This window comes from Cryobacterium sp., from assembly GCF_025463825.1.
Taxonomy (GTDB): domain Bacteria; phylum Actinomycetota; class Actinomycetes; order Actinomycetales; family Microbacteriaceae; genus Cryobacterium.
The window spans coordinates 1-18295 of the sequence record NZ_JAODBG010000096.1 but is presented as its reverse complement, the minus strand read 5'-3'; the positions used below and the strand labels follow the sequence as shown (position 1 = coordinate 18295).

The window sequence follows — 18295 nt, the reverse complement described above, 5'->3', positions numbered from 1 at the left end:
GCCGTGCCGCCCCGCATCCGCCCGGCCGCGCGTGCCGCGAAAACACGCGGCAGAACGACGGTCAAGTTGAGCCGGTACCATTGACTCTCGTGGCTCTTACTATTGCAATCGTCGGACTGCCCAATGTTGGCAAGTCCACCCTCTTCAACGCGCTGACCAAGAACAACGTGCTCGCGGCGAACTACCCGTTCGCCACCATCGAGCCGAACGTCGGCATCGTCAACCTGCCCGACCACCGACTCGCCAAGCTGGCGACGGTCTTCGGCAGCGAGCGGATCCTGCCGGCGCCGGTGTCGTTCGTCGACATCGCCGGCATCGTGCGCGGCGCCAGCGAGGGTGAGGGCCTTGGTAACAAGTTCCTGGCGAACATTCGGGAGGCCGACGCCATCGCGCAGGTCATCCGCGGTTTCGCGGACCCCGACGTGGTGCACGTCGACGGCGCCGTGAACCCGGCCGGCGACATGGAGACCATCAACACGGAGCTGGTTCTGGCCGACATGCAGACGCTGGAAAAGGCGCTCGTGCGGTACGAGAAGGAGACCAAGGGTCGCAAGCTCGACCCGATCGTGCTCAAGACCGCCCTCGAAGCGCAGGCCTTCCTCGACACCGGCAAACCGCTGTCGGCCTCGAAGATCGACGTGGAGCCCATCCGCGAACTCGGCTTGCTCACCACCAAGCCGTTCATCTACGTCTTCAACGTCGACGAGGCCGTGCTGCAGGATGCCGAGAAGCTCGCCGTGCTGGCCGACCTCGTCGCCCCCGCCAACGCCGTGTTCCTCGACGCCAAGCTCGAATCCGAGCTCGCCGAACTAGACGAAGAGGACGCCGCCGAGATGCTGGCGTCCACCGGCCAGGAGGAGAGCGGACTGAACCAGCTCGCCCGCATCGGCTTCGACACCCTGGGCCTGCAGACCTACCTCACTGCGGGACCCAAGGAAACGCGCGCCTGGACCATCCACAAGGGCTGGACCGCGCCGCAGGCCGCCGGAGTCATCCACACCGACTTCCAGAAGGGCTTCATCAAGGCAGAGGTCTTCGGCTTCCAGGACCTCGTCGACGCCGGCTCCGTGGTGGAAGCCCGCGCCAAGGGCAAGGCCCGCATCGAGGGTAAGGAATACGTCATGCAGGACGGCGACGTGGTGGAGTTCCGCTTCAACAACTGAGACAAAATGTAAGGCCATGAGGCCGACCTCGCGAGCCTGTCCGCGGAGATCCGAATCACGCTCGTGGCGCGAGCCCACAGGGCTCGCCGGGAGCCATCACACGGGTGTGCCCCTGTTCCAACCGGGTTGTTGCATGAGGAGGTCGTCGTGCTCGTGCCGGCGGCACTCCTCGATGAAGGCGACGGCAATGACCGGGTCGGCGAGCCACCGGCGGTACTGGTCAGCACTGAGCTCGTAGAACTCCTCGTAGGTCACGGCGCTGCTGTTCACCGGAAACGACGCGTAAGTGCGCCCCGATTCTTCATCGACACCGAGCGAATAGCGGTCCTCGCGGGAGAAGTACTCATCGCGGGGCTTCATCCTGCTCACGACTGAAGGCATCGGTGGTCGAGCTCCGACTGGGTCATTGTAGAAGAATACCGCTTGAGACTGAAGGTGCATCGGTAACTCTGGGAGTCAACATGATCGCTGCAGGAACATTGCCGCACGCGGGTAAGAACGACGGCCCACCGGTGCGCTTGGTGTTGCCGCATCAGCTCTTCCAACAGCATCTGGATGCGCCGGGCGACACCGTCTTCGTGCTCATCGAGCACGACCTGCTCTTCCGCCAATACCGGTTCCACTCGCACAAGCTGGTGCTGCACCGCGCGTCCATGGGCCGCTTCGCGGGGCGTTTGCGCGGGCTGGGCTACGAGGTTGTCGTTCTCCAGAGCGATCCTGGGCGTAGCTCCCACGATCAGCTCGCCGACTTCGTCCGCACCCGCCGGCCAAACCTGGTCGCGTGGTTCGACGTTGTCGATGACTGGCTCGAGCAACACCTGGTCGCCGGTCTCGCCCAGGGCGGGTATCGGATGCGCTCCGCTGACATCCTGGAGACACCGAACTTCCCCACCGACCGTGCGCAGATCGACGACTGGTTCTCCCGCAACGACTCCTGCATGCAGGACTTCTACGAGTGGCAACGCCGCCGGCTCGGCATCCTCCTCGTCGACGGCAATCCCGTCGGCGGCAGGTGGTCGTTCGACACGGAGAACCGCAAGAAGCTGCCGCGCGGGTACACACCGCACTCGGTGGGCCGGTTCGCGCACCATCCGGTGCTCTAGCGCGAGGGAACCTTCGATCTCGATGCCCTGATGGCCGACGCCGATGGGAACGACGACCCGGTGGCTCCCGAGGTGAGCAGCGCGATCGGGTGGGTCCGCGCCGAATTCCCGGACGCCCCGGGCGACCTCAGCTGTTCGCCTGGCCCACGAGCGCGGCCGAAGCCCAGGAACACCTGCGGGAATTCGTGCACGATCGTCTGATCGATTTCGGACCCTTCGAAGACGCCATCTCCACGGAGCATCCGTTCATCAACCACGGTCTGCTCACCGCCGCGCTGAACATCGGCCTGCTCGACCCGAGGGAGGTGCTCCAGGCGGTACTCGACGGTGCCGACGAGAACACACCGCTGGCATCCGTAGAGGGGTTTGTTCGGCAGCTGATCGGCTGGCGGGAGTACATGCGCGCCACCTACCGAACCCAGGGCCGCCAGATGCGCACCGCCAACCGGCTCGACCACCAGAACGCGCTCGGGGACGGCTGGTGGGACGCGACCACCGGCCTGGCGCCCGTGGACATGGTGATCTCCCGTGTACTGGCCACCGGGTAGGCCCATCACATTGAGCGGCTCATGGTGCTCGGCAACGCGATGTCCCTGCTGCGAATCCATCCCGATGCGGTCTACGAGTGGTTCACGGAGATGTTCATCGACGCGTACGACTGGGTGATGGTGCCCAACGTCTACGCGATGAGCCAGTTCGCCGCGGGGCCGAAGATCACCACGAAGCCCTATGTGTCGGGGAGCAACTACCTGCGGAAGATGTCGGACCTTCCGGCGGGAGAATGGGCGGCCGACTGGGACGGTCTGTACTGGACGTTCATCGAGGACCACCGGACGGTGCTGGAACCCAACCCGCGCATGAGATTGGTCCTCTCCCTTCTCGACGACATGGACGCGGACATCCGGGACGGCCATCGGCGCCGCGCCCTGGTACTTCTCGACGTCGGTCGGGGCACGTCGCTGCTCGGGGGGCCTCGAGGGAGGCCCCTGAGGCCCCTGTGCCGGCCTCCCCACGGATGAGCGCGTAGTGGCAAGATCAGGACAGCGACCGGTGCCCTCCGTCACCGGGTTCCACCTGTGGAGGAGAGGACCGAGGCCGGATGCCTGACACCCAGCGCGTCACCCCGGGCAGAGCAGCACGCGTCAATGAGATGCGAATCGTGCTGGAGTGTCCAGGGCCGTCGGCGTTCATCGGTGTGGCGGACGTTGTCGACCAAGCGATGGCAGAGTGGCAGGTGGCACCGCTGGCGACTGGGCAGGACCAGGTCTGGGTAGTGTTCGGGACGGTCGTCGAGCGGGTGGGCACAGCCGACTATGCGCGGGTGGCCCACACCCTGGTGCAACGCATCCTCGACCTGACGGTCGGTCGTCATTTGCCGAAAAGTGCCCCTTGGAACGCATTCACGGGGCACTTTGCGGCGAGTCGAGTCGGCGCGGGCTAGTGGCCGCGGGCGATCCAGGCCGGCAGGTCGGGGGACTCCGCGCCGATCGAGGTCGACTCGCCGTGGCCGGTGTTCACGACGGTCTCGGCCGGCAGGCTGAGCAGCTTCGTCGTGATCGACTCGATGATCGTGGGGAAGTCGCTGTACGAGCGGCCGGTTGCCCCGGGGCCGCCCTGGAACAGGGTGTCGCCGCTGAACAGGGTGCCGAACGTGGGCGCGTAGAAACACACCGAACCGGGGGAATGCCCCGGCGTGTGGATGACCTGGAGTTCGATGCCGGCCACGCTCAGGCTGTCGCCGTGGGCCAGCTCGCGTTGCGGTGCGGCATCCGGGTAGACGACGTCCCAGAGCATCCGGTCGTCCGGGTGCAGGTAGACCGGGGCGTCCGTGGCGGCCGCGACGGCACCGGCGGCGCCGATGTGGTCGTTGTGCGCGTGGGTGCTGAGGATGCCCAGCAGGGTGCGATCGCCGACCGCGTCGAGGATCGCCTCGGCGTTGTGGGCGGCGTCGATCACCACGCATTCGGTGTCATCGCCGACGATCCAGACGTTGTTCTCCAACGCCCAGCTGCCGCCGTCGAGGTCGAAGGTGCCCTCGGTGACGAGGTGCTCGATGCGCGCGCCCATCAGAGCACCACCACCGAACGCAGCACGTCGCCCGAGGCCATCTTGGCGAAGGCCGCCTCGATCTCATCGATGCCGATGCGTTCACTCACGAAATCGGCCAGCGGCAGCCGGCCTTGCAGGTACAGCTCGGTGAGCATCGGAAAGTCCCGCTCTGGGAGGCAGTCGCCGTACCAGGAGCTCTTGAGCGAACCGCCGCGGCCGAAGACATCCGCGAGGGGAATCTCTAGCTTCATGTCGGGCGTCGGCACGCCGACGAGCACCACGGTGCCGGCCAGGTCGCGGGCGTAGAACGCCTGCCGCCAGGTCTCGGGGCGGCCGACGGCGTCGATGACGACATCCGCGCCGAACCCACCGGTGAGGGCCTGCACCGCGGCGACGACGCCGTCTTCGTCGAGGCCGGACGAATCGATGGTGTGTGTGGCGCCGAACTCGGAGGCCTTGGCGAGCTTCTTGGCGTCCCGGTCGATCGCGATGATCGTGCTCGCGCCGGCGAGCGTGGAACCCACCACCGCGGCGTCGCCCACGCCGCCGCAGCCGATCACGGCCACGGAGTTCCCGGGGGAGACGTTGCCGGTGTTCATGGCGGCGCCGATACCGGCCATGATGCCGCAGCCGAGCAGGCCGACGGCTGCGGGGTCGGCCTCCGGGTTCACCTTGGTGCACTGGCGTTCGTGCACAAGGGTCTTCTCGGCGAATGCGCCGATCCCCAGAGCCGGGCTCAATTCGGTGCCGTCGACCAGGGTCATCTTCTGGGTGGCGTTGAAGGTATTGAAGCAGTACCAGGGCTCGGCCCGGGTACAGGCCCGGCAGTCACCGCAGACGGCGCGCCAGTTGAGCACCACGAAGTCGCCGACGGCCACATGGGTCACGCCGTGGCCGATCACGCTCACCCGGCCGGCCGCCTCATGCCCGAGCAGGAACGGGAAGTCGTCGTTGATGCCCCCTTCCTTGTAGTGGAAGTCGGTGTGACAGACACCGCAGGTTTCGATGTCGACGACGACCTCGCCGAAACCGGGGTCGGGGATGACGATGTCGGTGAGCTCCACGGGAGCTCCCTTCGAGCGGGCGATCGCGCCGTGAACGGTGATGGGCATGGAGCTCCTCGTGGGTGGCCGGGCAGCCGGTGTCGGCAGGCTTCCAACCTATCGAAGCATGCTGACCGGCCGCTAGCCAGCCTGGCTCAGCGGTCGGCCCGGGACCAGGCCAGCAGCTTGTCGACCGGCCAGGTGGTGACGATGCGATCGGCGGGCACCCCGGCCGCCTGGGCGCGTTCGGCGCCGTAGGCCAGGAAGTCCAGGTGCCCGGGGGCGTGCGCGTCGGTGTCGATGCTGAACAGGCAGCCCGCGGCGAGGGCGACCCGGATGAGGTCGTCCGGCGGGTCCTGGCGCTCTGGCCGGGAGTTGATCTCGACCGCCACATCGTTCTCTGCGCAGGCGGCGAACACCTGGTCGGCGTCGAAGGTCGACGGTGGGCGGGTGCCCCGAGTGCCGCTGACGAGCCGGCCGGTGCAGTGGCCAAGCACGTTGGTGTGCGGGTCACGCACCCCGGCGAGCATTCGCTGGGTCATGCTCAGCGTGTCGGCGCGCAGCTTGGAATGCACGCTGGCGACGACGATGTCCAGCCGAGAGAGCAGCTCCGGCGTCTGGTCCAGCCGGCCGTCTTCGAGGATGTCGACTTCGATGCCGGTGAGCACTCGCACTCCCGTCGCGGCGGCCGGGTCGCTCAGGCTAGCGAGGACGTCGAGTTGTTCCGCCAACCGGTCGCCGCTGAGCCCGTTTGCGATCGTCAGGCTGGGGGAGTGGTCGGTGAGCGCCTGGTACTCCCGGCCCAGCGTGCGGGCGGCGGCCATCATCAGCTCGATCGACGTGCTGCCGTCGGACCAGTCGCTGTGCGCGTGCAGGTCGCCGCGAAGCTGGGCGCGCAACTCGTGACCGCCGCTGGTCAGCGGTTCGGTGCCGCGCTGGCGCAGGTTCTCGAGGTAGTCAGGCACCACCCCGGCCACGGCCTGCCCGATCACCTCGGCGGAGCGGCCGCCGATGCCCTTCAGACTAGTCAGCCGTTTCGTGCGCGCCCGCTCGGCGACGTCCGCGGCCGGCAGGTCTTGGATGATGCCAGCCGCTTTGCGGAAGGCCTGCACCTTGAAAGCGGGCGCCAGTGCACGCTCTAACCAGAAGGCGATCTCATTGAGGGCGTCGACGGCATCCATGCAGACATCATCGGCCCGAAGCGGCGGTTGTCGCGAGCCCCGGAATGCGCGCCACGGTCAGGCGACCTCGAAATGGGCGACGATGAGCTCCCGGTCAAGCAGGAACCGGTCGTCTTCGGGGTAGAAGACCGCCAGTTCGATGTCTTCGCCGGCGAAGGATTCGATGTGCGCGTAGGAACGCCAGAAGGACACCGTGCGCACCTCGCAGCGGCCGTCGGGCAGGTCCCGGAACACGATCAACGCGCCCAGGTTCCCTGAGGTCGAGCGGTAGTCCGCCAAGCCGGTGCGCTCCATGTACGCGGCATACTCGGCACGGGATTTCGGCGCGATCCAGCCGGTCCAGCTGCGCATCACGCTTCCTGCGGGTACGTCCAACATGGTGTCCTCTTTCCGTCCGGCGGAGCCGTGTTGTCATGCTGGCATCGTCCCGCCGCGCTGCCAACGGTAGGGAACACCCCCCAAAGTGCCGGTCGGGGGCTGGATGCGGTTTTCGCGGGGCAGTTCCATACTGGGGGCGTGACGAGCGCGGTTGTATCTGGCGGGCCGCGCTCGGGCTGTTCGTCCGGCGGCGTCGATGCGCAGCCAGGGCATGTCGAGCGGCCTACGGACACGGCGGGGCCGGCGGTGGCGGGACGGTGGCAGAATGGCCCGATGACACTGCATCTCACCGGCGATGACGCCGCGGACACCCTGCTCAGCGAAGACCCTTTCGCGCTTCTGCTCGGGATGCTGCTCGATCAGCAGATCGCGATGGAGGCCGCGTTCGCCGGCCCGGCCAAGATCCGCCACCGGATCGGCACCCTGGACGCGAAGACCCTCGCCGAGTACGAACCGGACGCCTTCGTGGAGGTGTTCCGGCAGACGCCAGCGGTGCACAGGTTCCCCGGTTCGATGGCCGGCCGGGTGCAGACCCTCGCCGGTGTCGTCGCCGAGGACTGGAACGGCGACGCGGCGTCGATCTGGACCGCCGACGATCCCGACGGCGCCGAGGTGTTGCGCCGACTCAAAGCCCTGCCCGGGTTCGGGGAACAGAAGGCGAAAATCTTCCTGGCCCTGCTCGGCAAGCGGCTGGGCCTGACGGCGGCCGGCTGGCGGGAAGCATCCGCCCCCTACGGCGAGGAAGGCTCGCTCAAGTCGGTGGCCGACATCGTCGACCCGGAGTCGCTCGCGAAGGTGCGCGAGAGCAAGCGCGCGGTCAAGGCCGCCGCCAAGGAGGCTGCCAAGAAGTAGCGTCCCGACGGGTTCCAGCCCGTAGCCGGGCACCTGTCGCGGGTTTAGCATGGTCGCGTTCGCACCACCGACATGTGCGGAGGAGTTCATCATGGACGCAGACGACAAGAACACCACCCCGGCGGATTCACTGCACGAGGTGGCGGGCATCCAGAAATACGCGATGCAGGTGGGCCAGGTGGCCGACGCGCTGTCGAAGGGCGATGCGCTCACCGCACGCCTGATCGACGCCGTGCACGGCGGCGACAGCCAGGCGGTGCAGAAGGTGTTCGCCGAGGTCGGTGTCGACACCCAGGTGACTTTGAAAACGGTGGACGCCAGCGATACGGCGGGCCCGCAACCCGACCAGCAGGGCACGGCCGTCGCGCGCGCTCAGGCACCGAAGGTGCGCACCGTAACGGTGACCATTGGAATCGGACCGATCTCCATCTCGGTCACGGTCACCAAGAAGTCCTCCTGACCGCCCGCTCGAGCGTCCACCGGCCGACGCGCCGGAGGGCCCGGAGCGCGGGAGAATGGAGGCAGCCAGGTGGCAGGGAGTCACCGGTCGAGGAGCGTGCAAGTGGGACCCCGTTTCAGCGAGCAGGCGTTCGATTTTCTCGAGGAGCTCGAGCATCGCAACAACCGCGAGTGGTTTCAGGAACACAAGCCCGTCTACGAGTCGGAGCTGAAGGCTCCGATGCTTGAGGTGATCGACGCGATCAATGTCCAGTTGGCTGACATCGCGCCCGACTACCGGCGACCGGCCCCCAAGGCCATGCTGCGGATCTATCGCGACGTGCGGTTCTCCAACGACAAGACTCCGTACAAGACGCACCTCGCCGCTAGCTGGCCCCGGCAGGGGCTCGAGAAGTCCGGCGGCGCCGGGTTCTTCCTGCAGGTGGGGGTGCACGGTGTGATGGTGGCCGGCGGCGCGTATTCGCCGGGGCCGGACCAGCTGCGGGCGATCCGCGAGCACCTCCTGGAGCACCACGAGCAGATGCGCGCCGTGCTCGCCGACGCGACCCTTGCGCGGCTCGCCGAGCCTTTCGAGGGCCGACCCTTGCTTCGCACACCCCGCGGTTTTCCCCCGGAGCACCCGGCCGCCGACCTGTTGCGAGTGCGCAGCTGGGCCCAGTTCGCACGGCTGCCCGGCGACGCCGCCCTCCGGGAGGACTTCGTCGACGTCGTGATGGAACGGTTCCAGGCGCTCGCCGCGTTCGTCGACCGGCTCAATGTGATCCTGGTCGACGCCACCCCGCTGGCGCTGGAGAACGCCACCGGCCGACGCCGGGCAGCGGGCAGCCGGCCCTGACGCGTAACGCCCGGCGGCCCTGACGCGGAGCGCTATGCCCTTTGTCGGGCAGGATGCGCCAGAATGGGGTCGAAGAGCGGGCGCGGCCGAAGCGGTCCAACGGTCCCTCGAAGGAGCAGCCCGTGAACGATCCTCGAGCCAAGATGGAAGGCAATCGCCTTCTCGGACTGGGAGCTCCGCAATTGGACTGGACGAAGGCACCCGGCCGGGTCCCTGGCTTCTGGGTGGCGCTGCTCGGCCTGGTCGTGGCCGTCGTATTCCCGGTGCCGGCACTCCTGGTCGGGGGCGTCGGCCTCGCCTTCACGCTGCAGGCCCGCCGGGTCATTCCCGCCGGGGCCGTCGGCAGCGGTCTCACCCTCGCCGCCCTGGCCCTTGCCGGGGCGACGCTGGCCGTGGTGGTGCTGCAAATCGTGCTCTCCATGGTGTTATAGCAGTCCTCCTGCCGGCCCTGCTCGACGCCCTGAACGCTTCCACCGCGGAGTGCTCGAAGTAGGTGCTCACCGCCCCTTTCCAGCCCGGCCAAGGGGGAGTTTCATGGGGTCATGACAGCTGGAACGGAACCGTCGACCCGCTGGGCCACCATCCAGAAAGACCCGGCTTCCCTTCCGGTGCCGCCCAACCTTGTCGACTATGCCAAGGCCTATGCCGAATTCGATTGGGAGAAGGCTCGGGAGGCCATTTCGGGGCTGCCTGGCGGCAACGGCCTCAACATTTCGCACGAAGCCGTCGACAGGCACGCCAGCGGTGCGCGCGGCGGCCGCGAGGCCCTGCGGTTCGTGCTGGCCGACGACAGCATCCAATCGATGAGTTTCGAGGACCTCGCCGATCAAGTCAGCCGGTTCGCCAGCGTGCTGCGGCGCCTCGGGCTGGAGCGGGAGGACCGAGTCTTCTCCCTGCTCGGGCGCGTGCCGGAGCAATACGTGGCCGCGTTCGGCACCTTGAAGAACGGTAACGTGTTCTGCCCGCTCTATGACGCGTTCGGCCCTGAGCCGGTGCGCCAACGCCTCGCGATCGGCTCGGGGCGGGTGCTGGTCACCACCCGGGCGCTGTACCTGGAACACGTCGCCCCGGTGCGGCTGAGGCTGCCGGAACTCGTGTTCGTGCTCCTCACCGACACCCGCGGTGAGCCCGAACCGGGCACCCTCGACCTGGCGGCGCTGCTGGCCGAGGTGCAGGAATTCGGGGTCACCGTCGTCACGCAGCGCGAAGACATGGCCGTGCTGCACTTCCCCAGCGGCACGAGCGGGGCCCCAAAGGGGGCGATCCACGTGCACGACGCCGTCACGTCGTACTAGGTGAGCGCGCTGTACGCCCTTGACCTGCACGCCGACGACGTGTTCTGGTGCACGGCGGACCCCGGCTGGGTCACGGGGATGTCGTACGGGGTGTTCGCGCCGCTCGTGCACGGCATCACGGCCATCGTCGACGAGGGTGAGATCAGCGCCGAACGTTGGTACCGCATCCTCGCCGAGCAGAAAGTGTCCGTCTGGTACACCACGCCGACCGAGCTGCGGATGCTGATGATGGCCGGTGCGGACGTCACTGCCGGCCACGATTTCTCGGCCCTGCGCTTCGTGGCGAGTGTGGGCGAGCCGCTCGAACCCGAACTCGTGCTCTGGGGCCAGGAGGTCTTCGGCCAGCCCGTGCACGACAACTGGTGGCAGACCGAGACCGGCGCGATCATGATCGCCAACCTCGCCGGCGTGCCGATCAAACCGGGGTCGATGGGGCTGCCGCTGCCGGGGGTCGAGGCTGCCCTCGTGGCCCGCGGAGACGCTGGTGCACCGCTGGTGCGGGACGGTGAGACGGTTCTGATCAGCGAGCCCGACACGGTGGGGGAACTGGCCCTCCGCTCCGGCTGGCCGTCGATGTTCCGCGGTTATGTGCACGACGAGAAACGGTACGCGGCCTGTTTCAGCGGCGAGTGGTACCTCACCGGCGACCTGGCCAAGCGGGACACGGATGGCTACTACTGGTTCGTGGGCCGGGTGGACGACGTGATCATCTCGTCCGGCCACCTGATCAGCCCGTTCGAGGTGGAGAGTTCCCTGGCGGAGCATTCGGCCGTTGCCGATGCCGCTGTGATCGGCGCGCCGGATCCGGTGGCCGGCGAGGTGGTGAAGGCGTACGTGCAATTGCGGGACGGTGTCACCCCGATCGCTGCCCTGCGTCAGGACATCCTGGACTTCGCCGACACCCGGCTCGGCGCCGCAGTGGCCCCGGAGGCGCTCGAGTTCATCGACGACCTGCCGAAGTCCCAGAACGGCAAGATCCTGCGCCGGGTGCTCAAGTCCAGGGATCTCGGGCTGCCGATGGGGACACCACCACGGTGGACGAGGGCGGCTGAGGTGCCACCGGGGAGCGCCTGAAGACGACGCGCCGCTGCACCTGGAAACCGACCAGGTAGAGCGTGGCATCCGTCAGGAGCTTGGCGGCCAGAAGCGGCACACCGAGCCGGGTGAGCAGGCTCAAACCCGCATAACTTGCGGCCAACAGCGCCACGGCCAGCCCGGCATACGCCGCAGCCTCACGCCGGACGCGATGAGGTCGGGTGCCGGCGAAGACCAGCGTGCGGTTGAGCAGGAAGTTCACCGAGGCACTCAGCAGCCGGGCGGCGACGACGCTGGCGCCCAGCACGCCGGTGACGGCCACGAACGCCTGCAGGGCCAGCAGATCGATCAGGAAGGAGCCGAAGGACACGGCCCCATAGACCAGCAGCGGCCGCATCACCCGGAGGGAGTCGACCACCGGCCGGAAATGCGACGACGCATTGCCATGCAGGTAGACGGTCTCGATGTCGACCTCCTCGATGCGCCGACCGACCCTCGACGCCTCGAGCAGGGTGTTCAGTTCGTATTCGAACCGGTTCCCGTCGACACCGACGAGTCCCGCGAGCAGGCTGGCCGGGTAGCCGCGCAGGCCTGTCTGGGTGTCGCGGAGGCTGACCGTCGTGGAGAAACGGAAGGCCTGCCTGGCCAGCGTGTTTCCTACCCGGCTGCGCAGCGGCACCGTGCCGGTGAAGCGGCGGGCGCCCAGGACGACCGGGGCATCGGCCCGGCCGGCGTGCTGCCGCACCCGGTCGGCCACCCGCACGATGTCGCGCACCCGGTGCTGACCGTCGCTGTCGGCGCAGACCACGGCTGCCCCGGGGTACCGGCTGAGGATGTGGCGGAAGCCGGCCTTGAGTGAACAGCCCTTGCCGAGGTTGACCGGGTGCCCGATGACCTCGGCGCCCAGGGCGCGCACGGCATCGAACACCGGCCGGTAGTCCGCACCGCTGCCGTCGTCGACCACCAGGACAGGGAACGGTTCGGCGCCGGCGCGCAGGTCGGCAACGAGGGACACGAGGCGGGCATCCGGTTCGAAGGCGGGGATCAGGATGATCATGCGCCGGCTCACCCTTGAATGTAGAGGATGTCGGAGGTGCCGCGCTCGCTGCCGGTGCCGAGCGGATCGTTGACCAGGGAACCGTTGAAGTACATCGTCGACGAGCCGCCGCCGTCGAGGTTGTAGGCGGTGGTCGCGCCCAGGCCCTGCATGATCCCGGCCAGACCGGGGAGGGTGACGCCGGCGCTGTAACCGGGGCTGCGCCCGTCGACGACCACGAAGACCAGGTGGTTGTCGTCGATGACGCCGATCGCGGTGCGTGGCTGGTCGCCCTGGATCGAGTGGTTGCCCACATTGGTGTCGATCTCGACGTCTTCGATGCCGTCGACGACGGCGCCGTCCTCGACGATCGCCGGCCCGAACGAGACGGTGTTCCAGACGCCGTCGGCGAGGAGTTCGTCGGCCGAGGTCGTGGTCTCGTCGTACACCTGCACCGATCCGTCCAGGTAGAAGGCGAGGCCCTGCCTGGCACCTTCGTCGCGGTAGACGACGCCGTTGCGGATGACGATGCCCGTGTCCCGGAAGCCGTAATAGTCGCCGTTGATGGCGAAGATCGCGTCGTTGTCTGCGGCGATGGCAGAGGTGGTTTCGGTGATGTTCTCCCCGAAGGCGTTCTTGGCGAACGCCGAGCGCAGGGCCGTGGCGTCGGTGAGGGTGACGTCGGCCACGTAGTAGGTGACCGTCTCGTCGCCGGTGCCGGTGACGACGGTGGAAATCGACACGTCCGCGTCGTCGGAGTCGTAGCCGGTGTCCGTGACCGTGGTTTCGTCCGTGCTGTCGGTGCTGCCGTCGGCGGTGTCGTCGTCGGTGGCGGTGACCGACGAATTCTCGGCCTCGTAGGCGTCGACATCCGTGATCTCGGCGTGCTCGATGACGAATCGGTCGAGCGCCCAGGTGGTGCTGCCGCCCAGCGCCAGGGTGAGTGCCAAAGCCGAGCTGATGATCACCCGGCGTCGGGTGCGTCGGGGTTTTCCGGTGGAGGTGGGTCGCATTCCTCCTGTTTAGGCGGCGTTTCTATGCGCCCGCACTGGCGTGCCTAAGCGGCGGCTATCGGGGGACTGACGGTCTGCTGACCCCGGCCCTTGGACGGGGATCTGGACGGTCGCCACCCGGAAGGCACGGTCGGTCATCGCCAGCACCGCGCGCGCAACCGGCATCCGTTCGCGTTCGTGGCTGCGCAGCAGGGCGGGGACGGCCTCGCCGTGGCAGACGAGGGCGAGCTTCCAGCCGAGGTTCACGGCATCCTGGATGCCGGTGTTCATGCCCTGGGCGCCGGCCGGGCTGTGGATATGCGCCGCGTCGCCGGCAAGGAACACCCGGCCGCGCCGGAACGCCTCGGCCAGGCGGCTGCTGACGGTGAACTCCGTGAGCCAGGCGGGGTGGTGCACCACGATGTGCTCCCGAGTGTGGCTGGCGACGGCGGCCTGCACGACGGGCAGGGTGACGGGTCCGCGGGGCGCAGACCGTGGCAGAGTCACGATCAGCCGCCAGCTGGCGGGGGTGCCGAGCGGGAACAGGAACATCGGGCCGGTCCTGGCGAGGAAGACGTGCACCCTGCCTCGTTCCAGACCGTCCGCCTCTACGTCGGCCAGCAGGAATCGTTGCGGGAAGGACCGGCCGGCGAAGTCGATTCCCGCCAGGCGTCGGGTCGCGCTGTGGGCGCCGTCACACCCCACAACGAAGCGGGCGCGCACGACCCGGGGCGGCACGCCGGGCGACTCGAGGGTGGCCGTGACGCCGGCGGCGTCCTGCTCGAGGCCGGTCAGCCGGTGGCGGCGGACCCGCTCGGATGGAGTAGCAGGGTTCCCGTCGGGTCGCCGGCGGCGACCAGGTCGTCCGCGAGCCCGTTGCGGGCGAGCACTTCGAGGGTGCGCGCCTGGATGGCCAGCGCCCGGGACTCGTGCACGGCATCCGGGGCGCTGTCGACGAGCCACGCGCCCACGCCGAGGGTGTGCAGTTCCCTGGCCAGGGTAAGCCCGGTGGGTCCGGCGCCGACGATCAGGACGTCGGTGTCGAAGCCCGCAGGTCCAGGCGCCCTGGCCACGGTCTTACCGCGGACCCGGTTCCGTCGCCGACTCCGCCGCTGGTGATGGTGCTGCGCGGAACTCGGTTTCCTTGACGAGAGACGTCCGGTGCGATCCCCGGTGCGCCAGGCGCCGACCTGCTCGCCGAGGTGGAATCGGCCGGAACGCAGCAGGGTTCCGTCGGTCCGGAACCGATCCCACTGTCCGTGCAATGCGCCATCCAACTCCAGCCCGCTTGCCTTCATCGAGCCGTCCGAGAACCTGTCGTGCCGAGGGATGGGTGTGCCGACCGGAGCGGGGTCAGGGGCGGCCGCGTGGGCGGGCAGAGAGTCTGGCATGTCCCCATGCTGCCCCGGAATGGTGCCACGTTCTAGGGTATGGGTGGTCGGGTGCGCTCAGGCGTCCGGACCCAGGCCGTCGGGACCGAACTCGTCTGGACCGAGTTGGTCTGGACCGAGCTCGTCTGGGTCCAGGTCGTCAGACTGGTCGGGGCTCGGCAGCCGGTACGCGTCGGCGGCGGTTTCGGTGTGGTCGAAGATCGAGCGCAGCAGCCCGGCCATGGTGGTGGAGCGCAGCATCGCCACCTGGTCGAGCGGGCCCACCGGGGCGATGCCGGCCAACTGCCAGGCGGACTCCACCGGATCTTCCGACAGGGCGACATCCGCTGCCCAAGCGTCATCGGTGAATTCGCTGGCAAGGGCAAGGGTGCGGCGCACGGTCTGCTCGGCGAGGACCCGCAGGGGCGTCAGGGCGTCGTCCCAGACCAGGGCCGGTAGCTCCCGCACCACCGCCTGCGGGTAAGGGGCGTCATCGCTCCACTCCACCACCTCGATGCGCCGGTCGCCCTGGGCGACGAGACCCACGAAACCCTCGGGCGCCACCAGCTCTATAACCTGGGCGACGGTGCCGGTGCTGAACGGATGCTCACCGCCGCCGACCTCCTGGCCGCGTTCGATCAGCACCACCCCGAACTCGGCGGGTTCAGACTCGAGGATGCGCGCGAGCATCATCAGGTATCGCTGCTCGAAGACCCGCAGCTGCAGCGGCATATGCGGGAACAGGACCGAACCGAGCGGGAACATCGGCAAGCCGATGGTGCCGGCCTCCGCGCGCGCGCCAGACGACAGGTCCGGGGTTCCGGGCTCGTCGGGCGGGTTCGCGTGGTTCGACATGTCCCCAGCGAAGCACCTTCCAGCCCGAATTCCAAGCGTCACGACCGGTGCCCGGCTACAACTGTTCCCGTTTCGGACAATTGTGACCGGCACACCGGGACCAGTTGTCCGGAGGGGTAACAGTTGCCGTGCGGAAGGCGCTCAGGCCTGGTCGACGTGGATCGGCGGCAGCCGGCCGGCCCAGGGCATCGCCTGCTCCAGCTGGGCGGCCGGCCACCTGCAGCAGCAGGTCGTCGCGGCCGTAGGCTGCCACCAGTTGCACCCCGACGGGCAGGCCCTCGCGGCTCGGGCCGAGCGGGAGGCTTATCGCGGGGTGCCCGGAGATGTTGAACGGCGCGGTGAACGGTCCGAACTCGAGGATGCGCCCGATCCACGAGCGGGCGGTGTGGCCGGGGGCGTTGTAGTCCAGGGTGCCGTGGCGGGGCGGCAGCTGCGCCAAAGTCGGGGTCACCAACAGGTTGTACCGGCCAAGGAAGACACCGATCGAGCGGGTCACCCGGTGCTGGGCGTCGATCGCGGCGGCTACATCCAGGGCGCTGGCGTTCGCGGTTTCCGCGAGCACTGCCCGGGAGACGGCCTCGAGGCGAGTTGGGTCGGGCCGTCGGGGCGCCCGCAGCAGGGCGGTGCCGGTGGCGAACACGCCCAGCATCTCGGCTTCGAGGATGTCCTCCGGATCAAGTACCGGCGCGTCCTCAAGCACCGCATGCCCGATCCACTCCAAGGTGCGGGCAACGGCCTCGGCGGCGGCGGCCATCTGAGCATCCACGGGAACTCCGGACCAGGCTCTGCGCATCAGCGCGACGCGCAGCCGGCCCGGGTCCTGCTGGATCGTGCGGGCGAAGCTCGTGGCCGGGGCCGGCAGGGTGTACTTCTCGCCGACGCTGGGGGCGCCGACGGCGTCGAGCAGGTGTGCGGCATCCCGCACACTGCGGGTGAGAGCGAATTCACCGATGAGCCCGAACGCGGCCTCACCGGCCAGCGGACCGTTCGGGGTGCGACCGCGGCTCGGTTTGAGGCCGACCAGGCCGCAGCACGCTGCCGGCACCCGGATGGAGCCGGCCGCGTCGTTGGCGTGGGCGAGGGGCACGGCGCCGGCGGCGACCAGGGCGGCCGCGCCTCCGCTGGACCCGCCGACCCCTCGGCCGAGGTCCCACGGGTTGCGGGTGGGGCCGGTGCGAACGGGTTCGGTCGCAAAGTTCAGACCGAATTCCGGGGCCGTGCTTTGGCCGATCGCCACCAGTCCGGCCGCCCGGAACCGCACCATCATCTCGTGGTCGACCTCGGCGGCCACGCCCTGGATGCTGCGGCTGCCGAGCGCGAAGCGCACCCCCTGGGCGAACGGGCCGCTGTCCTTGATCAGGAAGGGCACGCCGGCCAACGATCCCTGCGAACCCGGGCCGCAGCGTCAGTCGAGCCGTTTGGCAAGCACCCGCACGTCGGCATCCGTGTAGCCCAGCCGATCGTAGAAGCCGGAAACGGCGGCGTTGGTCTCCCGCACCATAAGCTGCACCTTAACGGCTCCGCGCTCCACGAGCCAGGCTTCGGCCGCCTGCATCAGCGTGCGGCCGAGGCCCGAACCGCGTTCGGTCAGGGCGACAGCCAGGTAGTACACCCAGCCACGATGTCCGTCGTGCCCCACCATCACCGTGCCGACGAGCCGGTTGTCGATGACGGCTCCGAGCACGGTCGACGTCGGGGTGTCGAGCGCGCGTTGCAGGTCGGCGGCCGGGGGATTCCACGGCCGGGTCAGGCCGGCCTCTTCCCACAGCGCGATGACGGCCGGGAAGGCGGCGGGGGAGATCTCCTCGATGTTCATCGGTCCATTCTGTCGGAGGCACATCGTTGGCCGGGTGCGCGGGTGCTGACGAGCACGGCGCCGCCGGGCACTGGCATGCTGGATGCATGACTGAGACTGTCTTCGATCTGCCCGGCGGCCCGTTCACCCTGCGCCCGGCTGCCTCGACGGATGTGGCCGCCATCGTCAGTCTCCTCGCCGACGATCAGCTGAGAAGCGCCGAGGAATCCGTCGCGCCGGAAGACCTGGCGCCGTACCTCGCCGCGTTCACCGCCATCGACGGCGACCCGGCGCACCTGCTCGTCGTGGCCGAGGACCCGGCCGGGCGCGTGGTGGGAACGCAACAGCTGACGGTGTTGCCCGGCCTCGCCCGGTCGGGGGCCACCCGCCTGCAGATCGAGGCGGTGCGGGTGAGTGCCGACGTCCGCGGCAACGGACTCGGCGGAGAGATGATCGCCTGGGCGGTGGAGTATGGGCGCAGCCGGGGTTGCCGCCTCGTGCAACTGACGTCAGACGCGTCCCGTCTGGACGCCCACAGGTTTTACGAGCGCCTGGGTTTCACCTCTTCCCACGTGGGATTCAAGCTTCTCTTGTAGCAGTCCCGGTGAAGAGGATTGCGTCCGTTCGTTCGTTCACAGGTCATTAGAACGGCGGGTTTTCGGGCACCGGTGGCGAGGGGTGGCGTGGGGGCTGGTGCCGGGGCATCAGGTAGCTGTCGTCCGCGGGCCGCTTCGGGGTTGTCGGTCCCACGGTCGGCGGTTGGGGCCGGGGTGGGCCGATCGGGTTGGCCGGGTCGGTGCGGTAGGTGCGCTTGCCCGGTGAGGTCCAGACCAAAACTCCGCCGGGTTCTTGGG

At 68.6% G+C, this 18295-nt stretch carries 23 protein-coding genes and 2 pseudogenes; 12 read left to right on the top strand and 13 right to left on the bottom strand.

All coding sequences use genetic code 11. The features are described from left to right. Positions 1-89 precede the first annotated feature (89 nt). Complete coding sequence (gene ychF, locus JWP54_RS11785; protein ID WP_297372187.1) at positions 90-1163, top strand: redox-regulated ATPase YchF; 1074 nt, start codon at positions 90-92, stop codon at positions 1161-1163. A 96-nt stretch (positions 1164-1259) separates the two neighbouring features. On the opposite strand, the gene JWP54_RS11780 is transcribed toward ychF, so the two are convergent. Then, positions 1260-1532, bottom strand: a complete 273-nt coding sequence (locus JWP54_RS11780; protein ID WP_297372184.1) for a hypothetical protein — start codon at positions 1530-1532, stop codon at positions 1260-1262. 92 nt (positions 1533-1624) lie between these two features. On the opposite strand from JWP54_RS11780, the gene JWP54_RS11775 reads away from it, so the two are divergent. The 4 genes from JWP54_RS11775 (at position 1625) to JWP54_RS11760 (ending at position 3707) form a co-directional block, all read left to right on the top strand. Continuing rightward, the gene (locus tag JWP54_RS11775; protein WP_297372180.1) at positions 1625-2266 is read left to right on the top strand and encodes a cryptochrome/photolyase family protein; all 642 of its coding nucleotides are present in this window, start codon (positions 1625-1627) and stop codon (positions 2264-2266) included. Between the two features lie 185 nt (positions 2267-2451). Then, on the top strand, positions 2452-2814 hold the full coding sequence (locus tag JWP54_RS11770; protein ID WP_297372177.1) for a hypothetical protein: 363 nt from the start codon (positions 2452-2454) through the stop codon (positions 2812-2814). Positions 2815-2835: 21 nt separating this feature from the next. Further along, positions 2836-3285, top strand: a complete 450-nt coding sequence (locus JWP54_RS11765; RefSeq protein WP_297372174.1) for a hypothetical protein — start codon at positions 2836-2838, stop codon at positions 3283-3285. A gap of 80 nt (positions 3286-3365) precedes the next feature. Next, positions 3366-3707, top strand: coding sequence for a hypothetical protein (locus JWP54_RS11760; RefSeq protein WP_297372172.1), 342 nt, complete (start codon positions 3366-3368; stop codon positions 3705-3707). Here the strand turns inward: JWP54_RS11760 and JWP54_RS11755 are convergent. From JWP54_RS11755 to JWP54_RS11740, 4 genes are all read right to left on the bottom strand, one after another. Beyond that, entirely contained in the window at positions 3704-4333 is a 630-nt protein-coding gene (locus tag JWP54_RS11755; RefSeq protein ID WP_297372170.1) for an MBL fold metallo-hydrolase, read from the bottom strand. The two genes, JWP54_RS11760 and JWP54_RS11755, sit on opposite strands and share 4 nt — an antisense overlap. Continuing rightward, positions 4333-5427, bottom strand: coding sequence for an S-(hydroxymethyl)mycothiol dehydrogenase (locus tag JWP54_RS11750; protein ID WP_297372167.1), 1095 nt, complete (start codon positions 5425-5427; stop codon positions 4333-4335). Before JWP54_RS11750 ends, JWP54_RS11755 begins: the two co-directional genes overlap by 1 nt. 86 nt (positions 5428-5513) lie before the next feature. Then, complete coding sequence (locus tag JWP54_RS11745) at positions 5514-6539, bottom strand: PHP domain-containing protein (RefSeq protein ID WP_297372164.1); 1026 nt, start codon at positions 6537-6539, stop codon at positions 5514-5516. Positions 6540-6596: 57 nt separating this feature from the next. Beyond that, a complete protein-coding gene (locus tag JWP54_RS11740) occupies positions 6597-6917 on the bottom strand; it encodes a hypothetical protein (RefSeq protein ID WP_297372161.1) in 321 nt (106 codons plus the stop codon). A 273-nt stretch (positions 6918-7190) separates the two neighbouring features. Here JWP54_RS11740 and JWP54_RS11735 point away from each other — a divergent pair, with 273 nt between their 5' ends. From JWP54_RS11735 to JWP54_RS11710, 6 genes and pseudogenes are all read left to right on the top strand, one after another. Then, entirely contained in the window at positions 7191-7769 is a 579-nt protein-coding gene (locus JWP54_RS11735) for an HhH-GPD-type base excision DNA repair protein (RefSeq protein WP_297372157.1), read from the top strand. A gap of 91 nt (positions 7770-7860) precedes the next feature. Then, entirely contained in the window at positions 7861-8229 is a 369-nt protein-coding gene (locus tag JWP54_RS11730; RefSeq protein WP_297372154.1) for a hypothetical protein, read from the top strand. A gap of 102 nt (positions 8230-8331) precedes the next feature. Then, positions 8332-9063, top strand: a complete 732-nt coding sequence (locus tag JWP54_RS11725; protein ID WP_297372151.1) for a DUF2461 domain-containing protein — start codon at positions 8332-8334, stop codon at positions 9061-9063. A 122-nt stretch (positions 9064-9185) separates the two neighbouring features. Beyond that, positions 9186-9494, top strand: a complete 309-nt coding sequence (locus tag JWP54_RS11720) for a hypothetical protein (RefSeq protein ID WP_297372148.1) — start codon at positions 9186-9188, stop codon at positions 9492-9494. Between the two features lie 111 nt (positions 9495-9605). After that, positions 9606-10886 (top strand): annotated as a pseudogene (locus JWP54_RS11715) (AMP-binding protein); the annotation flags it as partial. A 45-nt stretch (positions 10887-10931) separates the two neighbouring features. Further along, a complete protein-coding gene (locus JWP54_RS11710) occupies positions 10932-11432 on the top strand; it encodes a hypothetical protein (protein ID WP_367274217.1) in 501 nt (166 codons plus the stop codon). On the opposite strand, the gene JWP54_RS11705 is transcribed toward JWP54_RS11710, so the two are convergent. From JWP54_RS11705 to JWP54_RS11675, 7 genes are all read right to left on the bottom strand, one after another. Next, entirely contained in the window at positions 11350-12450 is a 1101-nt protein-coding gene (locus JWP54_RS11705; protein WP_297372146.1) for a GtrA family protein, read from the bottom strand. The two genes, JWP54_RS11710 and JWP54_RS11705, sit on opposite strands and share 83 nt — an antisense overlap. 8 nt (positions 12451-12458) lie before the next feature. Further along, positions 12459-13442 carry a phosphodiester glycosidase family protein gene (locus JWP54_RS11700; RefSeq protein WP_297372143.1) on the bottom strand — a complete coding sequence of 328 codons (984 nt, stop codon included), beginning with the start codon at positions 13440-13442 and terminating at the stop codon, positions 12459-12461. Between the two features lie 9 nt (positions 13443-13451). After that, positions 13452-14216, bottom strand: a complete 765-nt coding sequence (locus tag JWP54_RS11695; protein ID WP_297372278.1) for an FAD-dependent monooxygenase — start codon at positions 14214-14216, stop codon at positions 13452-13454. Beyond that, positions 14213-14494: an FAD-dependent monooxygenase gene (locus JWP54_RS11690; RefSeq protein ID WP_297372140.1), complete on the bottom strand. Its 282-nt coding sequence runs from the start codon at positions 14492-14494 to the stop codon at positions 14213-14215. The genes JWP54_RS11695 and JWP54_RS11690 overlap by 4 nt, the downstream gene beginning before the upstream one ends. A 375-nt stretch (positions 14495-14869) precedes the next feature. Beyond that, positions 14870-15646, bottom strand: a complete 777-nt coding sequence (locus tag JWP54_RS11685) for an LON peptidase substrate-binding domain-containing protein (protein WP_297372138.1) — start codon at positions 15644-15646, stop codon at positions 14870-14872. A 55-nt stretch (positions 15647-15701) separates the two neighbouring features. After that, the gene (locus JWP54_RS11680; protein ID WP_297372136.1) at positions 15702-17024 is read right to left on the bottom strand and encodes an amidase; all 1323 of its coding nucleotides are present in this window, start codon (positions 17022-17024) and stop codon (positions 15702-15704) included. Positions 17025-17051: 27 nt separating this feature from the next. Then, complete coding sequence (locus JWP54_RS11675; protein WP_297372134.1) at positions 17052-17462, bottom strand: GNAT family acetyltransferase; 411 nt, start codon at positions 17460-17462, stop codon at positions 17052-17054. An 86-nt stretch (positions 17463-17548) separates the two neighbouring features. On the opposite strand from JWP54_RS11675, the gene JWP54_RS11670 reads away from it, so the two are divergent. Further along, positions 17549-18037, top strand: coding sequence for a GNAT family N-acetyltransferase (locus JWP54_RS11670; RefSeq protein ID WP_297372131.1), 489 nt, complete (start codon positions 17549-17551; stop codon positions 18035-18037). Positions 18038-18083: 46 nt separating this feature from the next. Here JWP54_RS11670 and JWP54_RS11665 read toward each other — a convergent pair. Further along, positions 18084-18295, bottom strand: a pseudogene (locus JWP54_RS11665) (hypothetical protein); the annotation flags it as partial.

Bases quoted from the DNA above. Each gene is read 5' to 3' on its own strand.
- JWP54_RS11670 (WP_297372131.1), top strand. From the start codon at position 17,549: ATGACTGAGACTGTCTTCGATCTGCCCGGCGGCCCGTTCACCCTGCGC.
- JWP54_RS11705 (WP_297372146.1), bottom strand. From the start codon at position 12,450: ATGATCATCCTGATCCCCGCCTTCGAACCGGATGCCCGCCTCGTGTCC.
- JWP54_RS11760 (WP_297372172.1), top strand. From the start codon at position 3,366: ATGCCTGACACCCAGCGCGTCACCCCGGGCAGAGCAGCACGCGTCAAT.
- JWP54_RS11745 (WP_297372164.1), bottom strand. From the start codon at position 6,539: ATGGATGCCGTCGACGCCCTCAATGAGATCGCCTTCTGGTTAGAGCGT.
- JWP54_RS11750 (WP_297372167.1), bottom strand. From the start codon at position 5,427: ATGCCCATCACCGTTCACGGCGCGATCGCCCGCTCGAAGGGAGCTCCC.
- JWP54_RS11710 (WP_367274217.1), top strand. From the start codon at position 10,932: ATGTTCCGCGGTTATGTGCACGACGAGAAACGGTACGCGGCCTGTTTC.
- JWP54_RS11775 (WP_297372180.1), top strand. From the start codon at position 1,625: ATGATCGCTGCAGGAACATTGCCGCACGCGGGTAAGAACGACGGCCCA.
- JWP54_RS11755 (WP_297372170.1), bottom strand. From the start codon at position 4,333: ATGGGCGCGCGCATCGAGCACCTCGTCACCGAGGGCACCTTCGACCTC.
- JWP54_RS11730 (WP_297372154.1), top strand. From the start codon at position 7,861: ATGGACGCAGACGACAAGAACACCACCCCGGCGGATTCACTGCACGAG.
- JWP54_RS11740 (WP_297372161.1), bottom strand. From the start codon at position 6,917: ATGTTGGACGTACCCGCAGGAAGCGTGATGCGCAGCTGGACCGGCTGG.
- JWP54_RS11735 (WP_297372157.1), top strand. From the start codon at position 7,191: ATGACACTGCATCTCACCGGCGATGACGCCGCGGACACCCTGCTCAGC.
- JWP54_RS11765 (WP_297372174.1), top strand. From the start codon at position 2,836: ATGGTGCTCGGCAACGCGATGTCCCTGCTGCGAATCCATCCCGATGCG.
- JWP54_RS11685 (WP_297372138.1), bottom strand. From the start codon at position 15,646: ATGTCGAACCACGCGAACCCGCCCGACGAGCCCGGAACCCCGGACCTG.
- JWP54_RS11700 (WP_297372143.1), bottom strand. From the start codon at position 13,442: ATGCGACCCACCTCCACCGGAAAACCCCGACGCACCCGACGCCGGGTG.
- JWP54_RS11675 (WP_297372134.1), bottom strand. From the start codon at position 17,462: ATGAACATCGAGGAGATCTCCCCCGCCGCCTTCCCGGCCGTCATCGCG.